General features: G+C 63.8%; 13 protein-coding genes. 5 read left to right on the forward strand and 8 right to left on the reverse strand.

Annotation, left to right across the window (positions count from 1 at the left end; all coding sequences use genetic code 11):
- Nucleotides 1-111: 111 nt before the first annotated feature.
- Nucleotides 112-996 carry a tetratricopeptide repeat protein gene (locus AC1Q80_RS24475; RefSeq protein ID WP_234903152.1) on the reverse strand — a complete coding sequence of 295 codons (885 nt, stop codon included), beginning with the start codon at nucleotides 994-996 and terminating at the stop codon, nucleotides 112-114.
- A gap of 264 nt (nucleotides 997-1,260) precedes the next feature.
- Entirely contained in the window at nucleotides 1,261-1,473 is a 213-nt protein-coding gene (gene rpsU, locus AC1Q80_RS24480) for a 30S ribosomal protein S21 (RefSeq protein WP_077500520.1), read from the reverse strand.
- Between the two features lie 337 nt (nucleotides 1,474-1,810).
- Here rpsU and AC1Q80_RS24485 point away from each other — a divergent pair, with 337 nt between their 5' ends.
- The 5 genes from AC1Q80_RS24485 to AC1Q80_RS24505 all read left to right on the forward strand — a co-directional run bounded on the left by AC1Q80_RS24485 (nucleotide 1,811) and on the right by AC1Q80_RS24505 (nucleotide 8,181).
- Complete coding sequence (locus AC1Q80_RS24485) at nucleotides 1,811-3,064, forward strand: sarcosine oxidase subunit beta family protein (protein WP_173423684.1); 1,254 nt, start codon at nucleotides 1,811-1,813, stop codon at nucleotides 3,062-3,064.
- Nucleotides 3,065-3,081: 17 nt separating this feature from the next.
- A complete protein-coding gene (locus AC1Q80_RS24490) occupies nucleotides 3,082-3,402 on the forward strand; it encodes a sarcosine oxidase subunit delta (protein ID WP_492362119.1) in 321 nt (106 codons plus the stop codon).
- On the forward strand, nucleotides 3,399-6,392 hold the full coding sequence (locus AC1Q80_RS24495; protein ID WP_492362120.1) for a sarcosine oxidase subunit alpha: 2,994 nt from the start codon (nucleotides 3,399-3,401) through the stop codon (nucleotides 6,390-6,392). Before AC1Q80_RS24490 ends, AC1Q80_RS24495 begins: the two co-directional genes overlap by 4 nt.
- Nucleotides 6,385-6,936, forward strand: coding sequence for a sarcosine oxidase subunit gamma family protein (gene soxG, locus AC1Q80_RS24500; protein ID WP_492362121.1), 552 nt, complete (start codon nucleotides 6,385-6,387; stop codon nucleotides 6,934-6,936). Before AC1Q80_RS24495 ends, soxG begins: the two co-directional genes overlap by 8 nt.
- Before the next feature lie 120 nt (nucleotides 6,937-7,056).
- Entirely contained in the window at nucleotides 7,057-8,181 is a 1,125-nt protein-coding gene (locus AC1Q80_RS24505; protein ID WP_492362122.1) for a zinc-dependent alcohol dehydrogenase family protein, read from the forward strand.
- Nucleotides 8,182-8,240: 59 nt separating this feature from the next.
- Here AC1Q80_RS24505 and AC1Q80_RS24510 read toward each other — a convergent pair whose 3' ends face one another.
- The 6 genes from AC1Q80_RS24510 to glgA all read right to left on the reverse strand — a co-directional run bounded on the left by AC1Q80_RS24510 (nucleotide 8,241) and on the right by glgA (nucleotide 15,608).
- On the reverse strand, nucleotides 8,241-8,774 hold the full coding sequence (locus AC1Q80_RS24510) for a GNAT family N-acetyltransferase (RefSeq protein WP_492362123.1): 534 nt from the start codon (nucleotides 8,772-8,774) through the stop codon (nucleotides 8,241-8,243).
- The gene (locus AC1Q80_RS24515; RefSeq protein WP_492362124.1) at nucleotides 8,771-9,841 is read right to left on the reverse strand and encodes a DUF2332 domain-containing protein; all 1,071 of its coding nucleotides are present in this window, start codon (nucleotides 9,839-9,841) and stop codon (nucleotides 8,771-8,773) included. Before AC1Q80_RS24515 ends, AC1Q80_RS24510 begins: the two co-directional genes overlap by 4 nt.
- Nucleotides 9,834-10,322: a MaoC family dehydratase gene (locus tag AC1Q80_RS24520; protein ID WP_173423678.1), complete on the reverse strand. Its 489-nt coding sequence runs from the start codon at nucleotides 10,320-10,322 to the stop codon at nucleotides 9,834-9,836. The genes AC1Q80_RS24515 and AC1Q80_RS24520 overlap by 8 nt, the downstream gene beginning before the upstream one ends.
- A gap of 76 nt (nucleotides 10,323-10,398) precedes the next feature.
- Nucleotides 10,399-12,363 carry a glycogen debranching protein GlgX gene (gene glgX / locus AC1Q80_RS24525; protein WP_492362125.1) on the reverse strand — a complete coding sequence of 655 codons (1,965 nt, stop codon included), beginning with the start codon at nucleotides 12,361-12,363 and terminating at the stop codon, nucleotides 10,399-10,401.
- A 167-nt stretch (nucleotides 12,364-12,530) separates the two neighbouring features.
- A complete protein-coding gene (locus tag AC1Q80_RS24530) occupies nucleotides 12,531-14,159 on the reverse strand; it encodes an alpha-D-glucose phosphate-specific phosphoglucomutase (protein WP_492362126.1) in 1,629 nt (542 codons plus the stop codon).
- A gap of 6 nt (nucleotides 14,160-14,165) precedes the next feature.
- Nucleotides 14,166-15,608 (reverse strand): glycogen synthase GlgA, encoded by a 1,443-nt coding sequence (glgA, locus tag AC1Q80_RS24535; protein ID WP_492362127.1) that lies wholly within the window; start codon nucleotides 15,606-15,608, stop codon nucleotides 14,166-14,168.
- Nucleotides 15,609-15,617 lie beyond the last annotated feature (9 nt).

Below are 15,617 nucleotides of genomic sequence, written 5' to 3' on the forward strand. Positions count from 1 at the left end.
GGTGGCCGGGAAGGTTCCGCCCGCCACCGCAGGCTCGATTGCCGCTGCGGACAAACGAAAACGCCCGCGAACGGGTCGCGGGCGTTGAAACGGAAGAGGGGTGCTTGCGTCTTACGTGGCTTTTACGCGGGCAAGGCCTGCACGCGCCGGCTCGTATTTCGGATCGAGCTGCAGGGCATGCGAGTAGGACTTTGCGGCCTTGGTCTTGTCGCCCTTGCGCTCGTAGACCAGCGCCTGGTTCGCCCAGGATTCGGCAATCTTGCCGTCGAGCGTGATGGCGGTGTTGAAGTCGGAGAACGCATTGTCGTCGTCGCCCTGGGCGACGTAGGAGATGCCGCGGCCGTTATAGGGCTCCGGCGAGCTCGGCGACAGCGAGATCGCCGTCGAGAAGTCTTCGATGGCCTGGCCGTGCTGGTTGCGCGCCTGATAGATCAGGCCGCGATTGTGGTAGGCGCGCGGGTCGGTGGTGTCGAGCTGGATCGCCTTGTTGAAATCGTTGAAGGCGGAATCGAGCTGGCCTGCCTGGCGATAGAGATTGCCGCGGCCGATATAGGCGACATCGTAGTTGGCGTTGAGTTGCAGCGCCATGTTGTAGTCGGCAAGGGCTGCCTGGGTGTTGCCCATGTTGCGGTGAACGAGCGCGCGGTTGGCATAGGCCTGGTAGAAGCGCGCGTTGAGCTGGATCGCCTGGTCGAAATCGGCAAGGGCGCGGCGGTATTCGCCGGCGCGGCCGTAGGCGGAGCCACGGACGTTATAACCCTCGGGGTCGCTCGGGTTGGAGGCGATCACGCTCGACAGCGATGCGATGTTTCCTTGCGAGCCCTGTTCACGCTCGACCTTGGCCATCGATTCCGGTCCGTCGGTCGTGCATCCCGAAAGAAGCAGAGCTGATCCGAGCAGGAACATGGCGGCAAGCTTCGGCTTGCGCTGGTGGCGGCGGCGCGCCTCTTGGGTGGTAAAACCGGCGACGTCCGCAGTCATGGCAGCAAGTGTCAAAGGTCGATCCCTCAATGCGACTAGGTCCGAAAGCCATCGGCTTCCCGTTCAAGGAGGCCGGCGAATCTCGCGGGGCCCCACAGCCGAGGCTACGAGGGCCTGCGGCAAACCGTCCGGCGCTAAACACCGCGACCGGTCACCGTTGCCGGTTGCGATTGTCACGCTAGCCCGACGACGGAAAAGATGTCCATACCAAAAGAAAGGCGGCGGCGATATTTCGCCCCCGCCACGACTTAGATCGATAAGTGTCGAAAAATCGACAAATTAACGGGCCACGACGCCTTCGCGCTGTGCACGCTTGCGCGCCAGCTTGCGGACGCGGCGAACGGCTTCAGCCTTTTCGCGGGCGCGCTTCTGGGACGGCTTTTCGTAGAAATCACGCATCTTCATTTCGCGGAAAATGCCTTCGCGCTGCATCTTCTTCTTGAGAGCGCGGAGCGCCTGATCAACATTGTTATCGCGGACAAGTACCTGCACGTGAAATCCCGTTCCTTTGGTTGTTTCGAGTTGTTGCCTCACGTCAGGTGTCGGAGGCAAAAAAAGCTACGTTCGCTGAGCCGAAAGCTCGACGATTGAAGGTGCGGATACCAGATCATCAGCGGAAAGTCCAGCGAGGACATGAGGCTGTGCTGAAAAATCCGCAATGGTGGGCCGCTATGTGTATCATCGAGCGGCAATCGACGGATTGCGGCGATGTCGCAACTCCGCGCAAGTCCGCCCGTTTGCGTCGCAAAAGAAACGTTGCGCAGGCGTCGGATTTGCGATTTCTAACGCCAACGAGAATGATCACCGGGGTTCATGGAGTAACAGGCGGATGCGCAAATATTCTGTTTTTGCCGTGGCGCGCGAGGCTTTGCGCGGCCACAAGGGATGGGGTCCGCAATGGGCTTCGCCCGAGCCCCGCAAGGACTATGATGTGATCATCATTGGCGGCGGCGGCCATGGGCTGGGCGCTGCATACTATCTTGCCAAGGAGCACGGCATCACCAATGTCGCGGTGCTCGAAAAGGGTTGGATCGGTGGCGGCAACACCGGCCGCAACACCACGATCATCCGGTCCAATTATCTCTATGAAGAGAGCATGGACATCTACGAGCATTCGCTGAAGCTCTGGGAAAACCTGTCGCAGGACCTCAATTACAACGTCATGTATTCGCCGCGCGGCGTCATGATGCTTTCGCACAACATCCACGACCAGCAGTCGTTCAAGCGCCATATCAATGCCAACCGTCTCTACGGCATCGACAATGAGTGGCTGACGCCGGAACAGGCCAAGGCCTACTGCCCGCCGCTCGATATCGCCAAGAACGCCCGCTATCCGATCAACGGTGCGGCGCTGCAGCGGCGCGGCGGCACGGCGCGACACGATGCGGTTGCCTGGGGTTATGCCCGCGGCGCGTCCGACCGCGGCGTGCACATCATCCAGAATTGCGAAGTGACCGGCATCCGCCGCGACGAGACCGGCAAAGTGACCGGCGTCGATACCAATCGCGGCTTCATCGGGGCCAAGAAGATCGGCGTTTCTGCCGCAGGGCACTCGTCGGTGCTGATGGAAATGGCCGACGTACGCGTGCCGCTGCAGAGCCAGCCTCTGCAGGCGCTGGTCTCCGAGCCTCTGAAGCCGATGTTTCCCTGTGTCGTCATGTCGAACTCGGTGCATGCCTATATCTCGCAGTCCGACAAGGGCGAACTCGTCATCGGCGCCGGCACCGACCAGTACAATTCCTACTCCCAGACGGGCGGCCTGCAGATCATCACCCACACGCTGGATGCGATCTGCGAGCTCTTCCCGATGTTCCGGCGTGTCAAGATGATGCGGCAGTGGGGCGGTATCGTCGACGTGACGCAGGACCGCTCGCCGATCCAGGGCATCACGCCGGTTCCGGGGCTATTCCTCAACGCCGGCTGGGGTACGGGCGGCTTCAAGGCGACGCCGGGCTCGGCCAACCTGTTTGCGCACCTCATTGCGAGGGGCGAACCGCATCGGCTGGCCGCCGGGCTGACGCTCGACCGCTTCCGCACCGGCCGACTGATCGACGAGGCGGCCGCTGCCGCCGTTGCGCACTGATTGCCAAGGATTTCGAGATGCTTCTGATCTATTGCCCCTATTGCGAGGAAGAGCGTTCCGAGCTCGAATTCCGCAATGCCGGTGACGCCCATATCGTCCGTCCGACCAACATTGCCGAGATCAGCGATGAGGAGTTCGAGGCGTTCTTCTTCCTCCGTCAGAACCCCAAGGGCCTGATCTTCGAACGCTGGCGCCATATCCATGGCTGCGGCCGGTTCTTCAATGCCGCGCGCGACACGGTGAGTGACCGGTTCTACACCACCTACAAGGCGGGCGAACCCAAGCCCGATGTGGCCGCCATTCTCAAGGGCGAACAGGACAAGGGAGCGGCACGATGAGCGGCGCCAATCGTATTGCAGGTGCCGGCCGTCTGACGCCGGCGCGCACCGCCCGCTTCACCTTCGACGGACGCACGCTGACGGCACTTGAAGGCGACACCGTCGCCTCGGCATTGCTTGCCAACGGCATTCATCTCGTCGGCCGTTCGTTCAAGTATCATCGTCCGCGCGGCATTCTTTCCGCCGGCGCCGAAGAGCCGAACGCGTTGCTCGATATCTCGCGCGATGCGGCCCGCCGCCAGCCGAACGTGCGCGCGACCGTGCAGGAAGTCTTCGACGGCATGAAGGTGGAATCGCAGAACCGTTGGCCGTCGCTCGCCTTCGACGTCGGCGGCTTCAACGACCTCTTGTCGCCGTTCTTTGCCGCCGGTTTCTACTACAAGACCTTCATGTGGCCGAAGGCTGCGTGGCACAAGATCTACGAACCCTTCATCCGCCGCGCGGCCGGTCTCGGCGTCGCGCCGACGGAAGCGGATCCCGATCACTATGCCAGCCGCTATGCCCATTGCGACGTGCTGGTGATCGGTGCCGGCGTCGCCGGCCTTTCGGCAGCGCTTGCCGCCGCCAAGGCTGGCGCCAAGGTGATCCTTTGCGACGAACAGCCGGAAGTCGGCGGCGCGCTGCGCTATGAAAGCGGCACGACGATCGACGGCAAGGACGGCTGGGACTGGGCGCAGGCGACGGTAAAGACGCTTGCCGCGATGGACAACGTCACGGTGCTCACCCGCACCACCGGCTTTGGCTATTACAACCACAACTTCGTCGGCCTCGTCGAAAGGGTGACGGACCATCTGCCGGCGCTCGACAAGGCCTTGCCGCGCGAGCGGCTATGGCAGGTGCGCGCCAAGAAGGTGATCCTCGCCAACGGCTCGATCGAGCGCCACATGGTGTTTGCCAACAACGACCGTCCGGGCATCATGCTCGCTTCGGCCGGCCGCACCTATCTCAACCATTACGGCGTTGCTGTCGGTTCCAAGGTTGGCGTCTACACGGCACATGATTCCGCCTATGAGGCGGCGTTCGACCTCAAGCGCGCCGGCGTTGCCGTTCCCGCCATCGTCGACTGCCGTGAAAACCCGGGCGAAGCGGTGCTGGCGGAAGCCCGCCGCCTCGGCATCGAGGTGCTGACCGGACACTCCGTCGTCAATTCCGGTGGCAAGCTGCGCGTATCGTCGATCAGCGTTGCCCGCAACGGCGGCGGATCGGCGCGCAAGATTGCCGTCGACGCGCTGCTCGTCTCGTCCGGCTGGACACCGTCGGTGCACCTGTTCTCGCAGTCACGCGGCAAGGTGAAATTCGACGCGGCCACGCAGCGCTTCCTGCCGGGGACCTATCTGCAGGATTGCCTGTCGATCGGGGCCTGCAACGGCACCGATGATCTGCAGGCAACGATCGACGAGGCGCTGGCCGCCGGCGAACTGACCGCGCGCGCGGCCGGTGCCGAAGGTGGCGCCCAGGTGACGCTGCACGGCGACAATGCCTTCAGCTGGACCGGCGGCATGATCGGCGCTGCCGAAGGCGCCGGGCCCGACACCAGCGTCAAGGCCTTCATCGACTTCCAGCACGATGTCTGCGCCAAGGACATCCGGCTTGCGGTGCGCGAAGGCATGCACTCGATCGAGCATATCAAGCGCTTCACCACCAACGGCATGGCGTCGGACCAGGGCAAGCTGTCCAACATGCATGGCCTTGCCATTGCCGCAGAAGCGCTCGGCAAGGATATTCCGCAGGTGGGCCTGACGACCTTCCGCCAGCCGTACACGCCGGTCACCTTCGGCGCGATCGTCAACCATTCGCGCGGCAGCCTGTTCGATCCTGCCCGCAAGACACCGGTTCATGCCTGGGAAGAGGCGCATGGCGCCGCGTTCGAGGATGTCGGCAACTGGAAACGTGCCTGGTTCTACCCGAGGGCAGGCGAGGGCATGCATGAGGCGGTCGCGCGCGAGTGCAAGACCGTGCGCGAGGTTGCCGGCCTCTTCGACGCCTCGACGCTCGGCAAGATCGAGGTTGTCGGCCCGGATGCGGCTCAGTTCCTCAACCTGATGTACACCAATGCCTGGGACACGCTGAAGCCTGGCCGCTGCCGTTACGGCATCATGCTGCGCGACGACGGCTTCGTCTATGACGACGGCGTGGTCGGCAGGCTTGCCGAGGATCGCTTCCACGTGACGACGACCACCGGCGGCGCGCCGCGGGTGATGAACCACATGGAAGACTACCTGCAGACCGAGTTCCCGCACCTGAAGGTCTGGCTGACCTCGACGACGGAACAATGGGCCGTCATCGCCGTGCAGGGGCCGAAGGCACGCGAGATCATCGCGCCGCTGGTCGAGGGTATCGATCTTTCCAACGAGGCCTTCCCACATATGAGCGTGGCCGAAGGCAAGATCTGCGGCGTGCCGACCCGGCTGTTCCGCATGTCGTTTACCGGCGAGCTCGGCTTCGAAGTCAACGTGCCGGCCGATTATGGTCAGGCGGTCTGGGAAGCGATCTGGGAGCGGGCCGAGCCGATCGGCGCCTGCGCCTACGGTACCGAGACCATGCACGTGTTGCGCGCGGAGAAGGGCTACATCATCGTCGGCCAGGACACCGACGGAACGTTGACGCCGGATGATGCCGCCCTGTCCTGGGCGGTGTCGAAGAAGAAGGCCGATTTCGTCGGCATTCGCGGCCTCAAGCGGCCGGATCTCGTCAAGGACGGTCGCAAGCAGCTCGTCGGGCTCCTGACAAAGGATCCGAACGTGGTGCTGGAGGAGGGCGCGCAGATCGTCGCCGATCCGAACCAGCCGAAGCCGATGACGATGCTGGGCCACGTGACGTCGTCCTACTGGTCGGAAAATTGCGGTCGCTCGATCGCGCTTGCCGTCGTTGCCGGCGGTCGCGCGCGCCTCGGCCAGACGCTCTACGTGCCGATGGCCGACAGGACGATTGCCGTCGAGGTGAGCGACATGGTGTTCTTTGACAAGGAAGGGGGTCGCCTCCATGGCTGATCTGGCAACTGCAACCCGCAAGAGCGCTCTTACTGCCCGCGGCGGTTTTTCCGAGGTGGTCCTGACGCCGGCACCCGCCGCTTCGCGCCTGTCGCTAAGGGCTGGCGCCGATGCGCTGCCCGGCCTCTCGGCCGCCCTCGGCGTCACCCTGCCGACGCGAGCGAAGACCTCGGCTTCGAAAGGCAAGCGCCATGCGCTCTGGCTCGGACCGGACGAATGGCTTGTCATCGACGAGGGCGAAGCCGACCTGATGGCTGCGGCCGCCAAGAGCGGCGCGCTGCATTCGGCTGTCGACGTCTCCCATCGCAACGTCGCAGTCGTCGTCAGCGGTCCGGGTGCGGAAGTGGCCGTCAACAGCGGCTGCCCGCAGGACCTGTCGCTGGCGATCTTCCCGGTCGGTGCCTGCTCGCGCACCATTTTCGGCAAGGTCGAAATCGTGCTGCTGCGCATCGCCGAGGATACCTTCCGCGTCGAATGCTGGCGGTCTTTTTCGCCTTACGTCTTCGGCATGCTGTCCGAAGGGGCTGCGGACGCCGGCCATTAGCTTCGACGACTTCCTGCCTGCCTGTCGATCCGCAACGATGATCGCCAGGCCTGCAATGTGACCTTGCCGCCGGAAACCTCCGGCGGCTAAGCTGCCCCCGTTTGCAAGCGGGAGGATGGTTTGAAAACACGTGCAGCGGTGCTCCGGCACACGCCGGTCGAACGGCCCTATTCCACGACACGGCCACTTTCCATCGAGACCGTCGATCTTGATCCGCCAGGCCCGGATGAACTGCTGGTGCGCATTGGCGCTGCCGGTCTCTGCCATTCCGATCTTTCCGTCATCAACGGCGACAGGCCGCGGCCCTTGCCGATGACGCTCGGCCATGAGGCGGCAGGCACAGTTGAAGCCGTCGGCAGCGCGGTCAGCGACCTCAAGCCCGGTGATCGGGTGGTGATGAGCTTCATGCCGAGTTGCGGCCATTGCCTGCCCTGCGCGGAAGGTCGCCCGGCGATGTGCATTCCCGGGGCCGAGGCCAACGGCAAGGGGACGCTGCTTTCGGGAGAACGCCGGATCCGTTGCGACACCGTTCCGGTTCACCACCATCTCGGTGTTTCCGGCTTTGCCGATTATGCGGTGGTGTCACGCCGTTCGGCCGTCAAGATCGAGGCGGATCTGCCGCTCGTGGAAGCAGCACTTTTCGGCTGCGCCGTGCTGACGGGCGTCGGTGCAATCGTCAACACCTGCCGCGTCCAGGCTGGCCAGTCGGTTGCCGTCGTCGGCCTCGGTGGCGTCGGGCTTGCCGCAGTGCTCGGCGCGGTGGCGTCAGGCGCGGAGCGGGTGGTGGCGATCGATCTTAGCGAGGACAAGCTGGCGCTGGCACGGTCGCTTGGCGCGACCGACACCTTCGTCGCCACCGATCCTGACGTGGCCGATGCGATCCGCGAGGCGACATCAGGCGGCGTCGATCATGCGCTGGAGGCGGCCGGTTCCGTCAAGGCGTTCGAGCTTGCCTATCGCATCACCCGCCGTGGCGGAGCGACGGCGTCGGCAGGCCTTGCGCATCCCTCGAGCCAGATCGCCATTCCGGCCGTCAGCCTGGTTGCCGAGGAACGCACGCTTCGTGGCAGCTACATGGGAAGCTGCGTGCCGAGCCGCGATATTCCCCGTTTCATCGGGCTTTATCGGCGCGGCAAGCTACCGGTCGACAGGTTGCTGTCGAGCACCGGTCCGCTCGAGGAGATCAACGAAGCCTTCGACCTGCTGGATCAAGGCAAGGTCATCCGCCACGTGATCACGTTATGACCGGGCTCTCGCGCTCCGTCTCTTCAATCGGATCAAGGCTGCCGGAGCCGCGCTGCTTTCTAATCAGCGTCGAACCGAAGATACCAGTAGAGCGCAACCTCGCGCGTACCCAGGGTGAGTGCCGTGTAGAGATAGCGATCGTAGCCGGCCAATTCGAAACCGTATCGCGCGTAGAAACGGCAGGCCGCAACATTATTGGACTGGGTTTCGAGGCGAAGTCCCGCCAGGCTGTGTTCTCTTGCCCAAGTGACGGCCTTATCCATCATCGCCACGGCGACGCCCGAACGGCGCGCCGAGGCATCGACTGCGATATCGTCGATCTCGGCGTAGCCGTTCCAGCCTATGGACAATGCGATGTAGCCGAGCATTCGGCCTTCGGCGCGAGCGACGAAGAGTGCAGCATCACTTTCTGCCGCCGCCTCCAGGAGCTCGACCGGGTCGGCATCATAGGTCTTGCGATAGGCGTCCACTGGCATCGTGCCGCTGAGACCCGGTCCGTCGAAGGGGGCTACGGCTTCCTCTGTCACCTCGAAGGAGAAGTCGCACGCTTCAAAGTCCGAGACAAAACGCCCGTCGGCTGGTTCGATGATCATGCGTGCGGCCATCCTGTCCACTCGACCCAGCGCCCGTGGAAGTCGGCGCGGCCGATGAGATACTTTTCGCCGCTTGGCCAGACCTGCAGACTGAGGGCAGCGCCGGGCGTCTGTCCGTCGGCTTCCATCTGCAGGCGCGCAAGCGGCGCGTCCTTTGTTGCGTTCCTGCCGGCTTCGGCAATCAGAGCTTCGCCTTCGTCCTGCGACGCCTTTGGAAAATACTGCCACGCAATCGTGTGATAGACGACATGGACGGCGCCGGGAAAATTCCGTGCCAGCCGCTGTCTCAGCCAGTCGATCGCATCGGCGCGCACGACGCGCTCAGGACGAGCTGCCGCCGTCTCGAAGGCAAAGCTGGTGCGGTCGAGACGATCCTGCTGGTCTGCCCAGATGTAGGAGAGCAGGCGTAGGCGATCTTGTTTCGAGGTGGGGTCGAGCGGATTGAGATCGCAGCCGGCGCGATCTGTCACAGCGATCGCTGTTGTCGGTGGATTCGGGCCGGTCCAGCGTGGTTCGATGACGACGCGTGCTGCAGGATCGCCCCAGGCGGTATCGCCCAGCCGATAGCGATAGCGGTCCCAGTGCAGGTTGAGGCCGGCGCTGGCGCCGAGTTCCGACAGCACCAGCGGCTTTCCGAACATATGGGCAAGCGTCAGGAAGCCGGCAAGCAGTGCGCCCGAGCGGCGAACTTCGTTGGTCTGCGGCGCCGATTTTAGTCGATCGAGAATGAAAGTCGCTTCGCGCAGAATAGCATCATTCACTGCTGACCACAGTGTCTCGTCGTCTGCCGGGATCGGCGGATAACTCGCCTGCAACCGATCGTCCCTGTCGGCGCGCACGAGTGCGTGCAGGGCGCCGCAAAGCCGCAACGCAACGGAATCGCCAGCGGATGTCGGGTCGCCTTCCCAGCCGAGCACACGGGCACCGACCGGAGTGTCAGCCTTGAGCCGATCGGCGATCAGGCGGCAGAGCCGCGCCGTGAACGGGGAACCGAGCCCGTCGCAGGACTTCGCCTGGTCGCGAAATGCATCGCGCACGGCCTGCTCGGTTGCCTTCGCCTCAGGCATCGGCGGGGCGGTCCTTGGGGTCGAACTGGATGATCGTTTGCCAGGTGGCGGTCAATGCCGGCTTGCGCTCGCCCTCGACCTCGACGCTGACATCATAGGTGATCATCAGCATGCTGCCGCCACGGAAGCGGGCGTCGGCCATGGTGAAGTGTCCGCGCACGCGGGCGCCGCTTTTGACCGGAGCGATGAAGCGCACCTTCTCGAAGCCGTAGTTGATACCCATCGTCTGTTCGCGGATCTTGGGCAGGCAGCTGTAGTTCATCGCCGACAGCAGCGACAGCGACAGGAAGCCATGCGCGATGGTGCCGCCGAACGGTGTTTCGGCAGCCGCGCGCACCGGATCGACATGGATGTACTGATAGTCGCCGGTAGCTTCGGCGAACTTGTCGATCGTTTCCTGCGTGACCGTGATCCAGTCGGAGACACCGACCTCGGTGCCGACCAGCGGTCTGATTTCGGCAAGTGAAATATCCTTCAGCATGTGGCTGTCCTGAAAGTGGCCCCCCGGACGATTCTATAGGACGGTCGGGCGAGTTCTAGCAAGTGGTCGGAATGGTTCAGAAATTTTCGACGAAGAAGGAAACCGAGCGAGGGGGGACGAAAGTGGGCGGGGGCTCGTGGGAAAGCGCATCCTGCCACTGTCCGTCGAGGCTTTCGGGCAGATGGATCGGGTGCGGCGCGTGGCTGCGATTGACGACGACGGCGAGCCGCGTCGACCGCTTCTTCCTGCCGTCCCGGGTGGCCAGCACCATCATCAGGTTGTCCGTTGCCGGGTGCTCCCAATCCGTCACCGCCATCGGGTGGCCGTCGAGGCGCAGCCATTCGACATCGCCTTTGCCGGTGAAGAACGCCGTCTCGCCGAAGACGGCGAAGCGCCTCCTCAGAGCTGAAAGCGCTGCCGTATGGGCGACCAGCGTCTCGTCGATGGCGTCCCAGTCGATCCAGGTTATGTCATTGTCCTGGCAATAGGCATTGTTGTTGCCACGCTGGCTGCGCCCACCTTCGTCACCGGCGGTCAGCATGATTGTACCGCGGGAGGCAAACAGCGTGCCGAGCAGGGCCATGACATCGTGCCGGCGCGCCGTCAGAATCTCGGGATCGGTCGTCGCACCCTCGGCGCCATTGTTCCAGGAATGGTTCTCGTTGTGGCCGTCGCGGTTCTCTTCGCCGTTTGCTTCATTGTGCTTGCCGGCGAAGGCAACGATGTCGGCAAGAGTAAAGCCGTCATGGGCGGCGATGAAATTGACGGTGCGCGTGCCGGCGTCGCCCCAGCGGGAGAACGTGTCGGACGAGCCCGCAAGGGCTGTCGCAAGCGCGCCGATCACATGCCGGTCGCCGCGCCAGTAGAGCCTGATATCGTCGCGCGCCCGGTCGTTCCATTCGAGGAACGGAGCGGGGAAATTGCCGAGCTGGTAGCCGCCGGGGCCGACATCCCAGGGCTCGGCGATCAGCACGCGATCGGCAAGCACCGGGTCGGCATGAATGGCTTCGAACAGGGGGGCATCGCGGTGAAAACCTGCCATGTCGCGGCCGAGGATCGAGGCGAGATCGAACCGGAAGCCGTCGACGCCGGCGGCCAGCACGAAGTGGCGCAGGCTGTCGAGGATCAGCGTCTGGACAACAGGTTGGTCGCAGCCGATGGTGTTGCCGCAGCCGGTGTCGTTAATCAGGTCGCCGGGCCTGTCGGTGACGTGGCGATAGTAGGCGAGGTTGTCGAGCCCGCGCATCGACAGGGTCGTGCCGAGCCGGTCGCTTTCGCCGGAATGGTTGAAGACCAGATCGAGGATGACGCCGATACCGGCCTTGCGCAGCGCCTCGACGGTCTGGTGCAGTTCCTTCACGCCACCCGGCACGAGCCGCGGATCGAGCGCCATCGGTGCGATCGGATTGTAGCCCCAGCCATTGCTGAGCCCCAGCGGCGGCAGGTGGCGCTCGTCGATCCAGGCGACGATCGGCATCAGTTCGACGGCGGAAACACCGAGCCGCTTCAGATGCTCGATGATCAAGGGCTCGGCGAGCGCCGCGACCGTGCCGCGCTTGGCCTCGGGGATATCCTGACGCAACGCGGTGAAAGGCTTGACAGCGATCTCGTAGATCAGTCCGCCCGCTTTAAAGATTGGCGGCTTCGGCTTTGCCGTTTTGATGTCGGTGACGATTGCCTTTGGCACGAGATCGGCTGTGTCCTCGCCGAAGATGGTGAGCCTCGGATCGTGCCGGAACGGCCGGTCGAGTTCGATGGCGTAGGGGTCGACCAAAAACTTTGACGGATCGAACCAGAGGCCGTGGCCGGGCGAGTAGACGCCATCGGCGCGATAGCCGTAGCGCGTCCCCTTCGGCGCATCGGCGACCACGAGGCTGTGCACGTCGCCGTCGCGCACCATCGGCAGTTGGCGCAAGGCCTCTTCGCCCGCCTTGTCGAACAGGCAGAGGTCGATGCGCGCGGCATTGCGCGACCAGACGGAAAAACGCGTGCCGTCAGTGGTAAGCGTGGCGCCGAGGGGTGGCAGTGCAGCGGTCGACATCAATCAGGCACCCCTCGGTTTTATCTACAGCGCCGCGCGTCGAATTTGCCACGCAAAGGATGCTGTAATGCTTTGAGCCTGTTGCACAATTCCTTCAATCGATTCCGATTTCAGGAATTGTGCAACAGCGATGTCAGGCCTTCGAACGCCCCTGTTGGGGCGCCCCCTCAGGTGATGACGCTCGGCTCGGTGCGGCCGGTGCGGGTCTTGATGCCGGCGATCTCGTCGGCAACGAGGATGAGGTCGGCGAGTGCTTCCTGGGTGTCGATGTCGTGACGAGCCGGATCCGGTTCGAAACGTTCGATATAGACGCGCAGCGTCGCGCCTGAGGTTCCGGTTCCCGACAGGCGGAAGACGACGCGGGAGCCGCCTTCGAACAGGATGCGGATGCCCTGGTTCTTGCTGACGGAATGGTCGACCGGGTCGTTGTAGGCAAAGTCGTCTGCTGTTGCGACCTTGAGTGCGCCGAAGGATTTTCCGGGCAGGGTCGAAAGCTGGTCGCGCAGGTTGGCCATCAGGCCGTTGGCGGCATCGCTGTCCACTTCCTCGTAGTCGTGGCGCGAATAGTAGTTTCGACCGTAGGTCGCCCAATGATCGCGGGCGATGTCGAGCGCGCTTTCCTTGCGCACGGCAAGAATGTTCAGCCAGAGCAGAACCGCCCAGAGGCCGTCCTTCTCGCGCACGTGGTTGGAGCCGGTGCCCGCACTTTCCTCGCCGCAGATCGTCGCCATGCCTTCATCAAGAAGGTTGCCGAAGAACTTCCAGCCGGTCGGCGTCTCGTAAAGACCGATGCCGAGTTTTTCGGCGACACGGTCGGCAGCGCCGCTTGTCGGCATCGAGCGGGCGATGCCCGCGAGACCCTTGGCGTAGCCCGGCGCCAGATGCGCATTGGCGGCCAGCATCGCCAGGCTGTCGGACGGGGTGATGAAGATGCCGCGGCCGATGACGAGGTTGCGGTCGCCGTCGCCGTCGGAGGCTGCGCCGAAATCGGGCGCGTCGGGCGCCATCATCGTCTCGTAGAGCGCGCGGGCGTGCACGAGGTTCGGGTCCGGGTGATGGCCGCCGAAATCCGGCAGCGGAATGAAGTTCATCACCGAGCCCTTGGGCGCGCCCAGACGCTTCTCGATGATCTCCTTGGCATAAGGACCGGTAACGGCGCTCATCGCGTCGAAGACGACGCGGAAGCCGCCCGAGATCAGCTTGCGGATGGCGTCGAAGTCGAACAGGCTTTCCATCAGCGTCGCGTAGTCGGAGACGGGGTCGATGACCGTGACGGTCATGCCGTCGATCTCCTGCGTGCCCTCGGCGTCGAGGTTGACGTCGGCGACGTCGGAGATCTTGTAGGTATCGATCACCTGGCTGCGGGCATAGATCGCGTCTGTGACCTTCTCGGGCGCCGGGCCGCCGTTGCCGATATTGTACTTGATGCCGAAGTCTTCGGTCGGGCCGCCGGGGTTGTGGCTGGCAGACAGCACGATGCCGCCGAAGGCTTCGTATTTGCGGATGACGTTGGAGGCGGCGGGCGTCGACAGGATGCCGCCGCGGCCGACGAGCACACGGCCGAAGCCGTTGGCCGCCGCCATCTTGATGGCGATCTGGATGACTTCGCGGTTGTAGAAGCGGCCGTCGCCGCCGATCACCAGGGTCTGGCCGGCAAAGCCTTCGAGCGCATCGAAGATCGACTGGATGAAGTTCTCGGCATAGTTCTTCTGCTGGAACACCGGAACCTTCTTGCGCAGGCCCGACGTGCCGGGCTTCTGGTCGCCATAGGGTGTGGTGGTGACTGTTCTTATCATTCTGGCTTAGCCTTTCCCGAGAAGACCGGAATATAGAGAGACGTAACGCTCGGCACTTCTGGCCCAGGATACGTCCGATTTCATGCCCTGGGTCTGCAGACGCGCCCAGACTTTCGGTTCGTTGTATGCACGGAAGACGCGCCGGATCGCAAGACGCAACCCGTCGGCGTTGACCGGTGTGAACTGGAAACCGGTCGCGACCTTGGCCGACAATCCCGCTTCGTTCGCGTCGATGATGGTGTCGGCAAGACCGCCGGTGCGCGCGACGACAGGCACGCAACCGTAGCGCAGGCCGTAAAGCTGGGTGAGCCCGCAGGGCTCGAAGCGCGACGGGATGAGGATTGCGTCCGATCCCGCCTGCATCAGGTGCGACAGCGGCTCGTTATAGCCGGTGACCATGCCCACATGGCCGCGGTGGCGCGAGGCGGCAGCAAGAAGCGCGCCTTCGAGCGCGGTGTCGCCGGAGCCGAGAACGATGAGTTTGCCGCCCATCGCCACGATCTCGTCGGTGACTTCGGCAAGCAGATCCATGCCCTTCTGCCAGGTGAGCCGGCTGATGACGCAGAAGATCGGGCCGCTGCCCTGTTCCAGCCCGAAGCGCTCTTCGAGTGCCCGCCGGTTGGCGGCACGCTGCTTCAAGGTCGTTGCGCTGAAATGCTGAGCAATCAGTGGATCGCTTGCCGGGTTCCAGACGTCGGCGTCGATACCGTTGACGATGCCGGAAAGGTCGGAAAGCCTGCTCTTCAGCAAACCCTCGAGACCCATGCCGAATTCCGGTGTCAGGATTTCCTGCGCATAGGACGGGCTGACGGTGGTGATCGCATTTGCGGTCTGCAGACCACCCTTGAGGAAGCCGACATCGCCGTAATATTCGACGAACTGCATCGAGAAGGCTTCGGGCGGAAGCGCCAGCTCGGCAAAGACTTCCGGCCCGAACTGCCCCTGGAAGGCGATGTTGTGGATGGTCATGACCGTCGGTGTGGAGGCTGCGCGGCCAAAGCGCATATAGACCGGCGTCAGCGCCGTCTGCCAGTCGTGCACATGGACGATATCGGGCTTCCAACCGGCCACGACATCGCCGGCGGCGATTTCGGCCGCGGCCAATGAAAGGGCGGCGAAGCGGCGGAAGTTGTCGATATAGTCGCGGCCGGTGGCGTCGACATAGGGCCCGCCGTCGCGTTCGTAGAGTGCGGGCAGATCGAGGACCAGCAAATCGAGCCCGTCGAGATCGGCGGCGAGAACCGAGGCCGGGCTGCCGAACAGGTTGGCAATGCTGCCCACCTTCTTTTTCTTCTTCAGCTTTTGCAGCACGGCGGGATAGCCGGGCACCAATGTGCGGGTGCGGATACCGTGCGGCGACAGCGCTGCCGGCAGGGCGCCGACGACGTCGGCGAGCCCCCCGGTCTTGACCAGCGGATACACTTCGGACGCAACGGAAAGGATGTTCATCAGAGGCGG

Source organism: Ensifer sp. GW823-FHT05D09 (assembly GCF_058795755.1).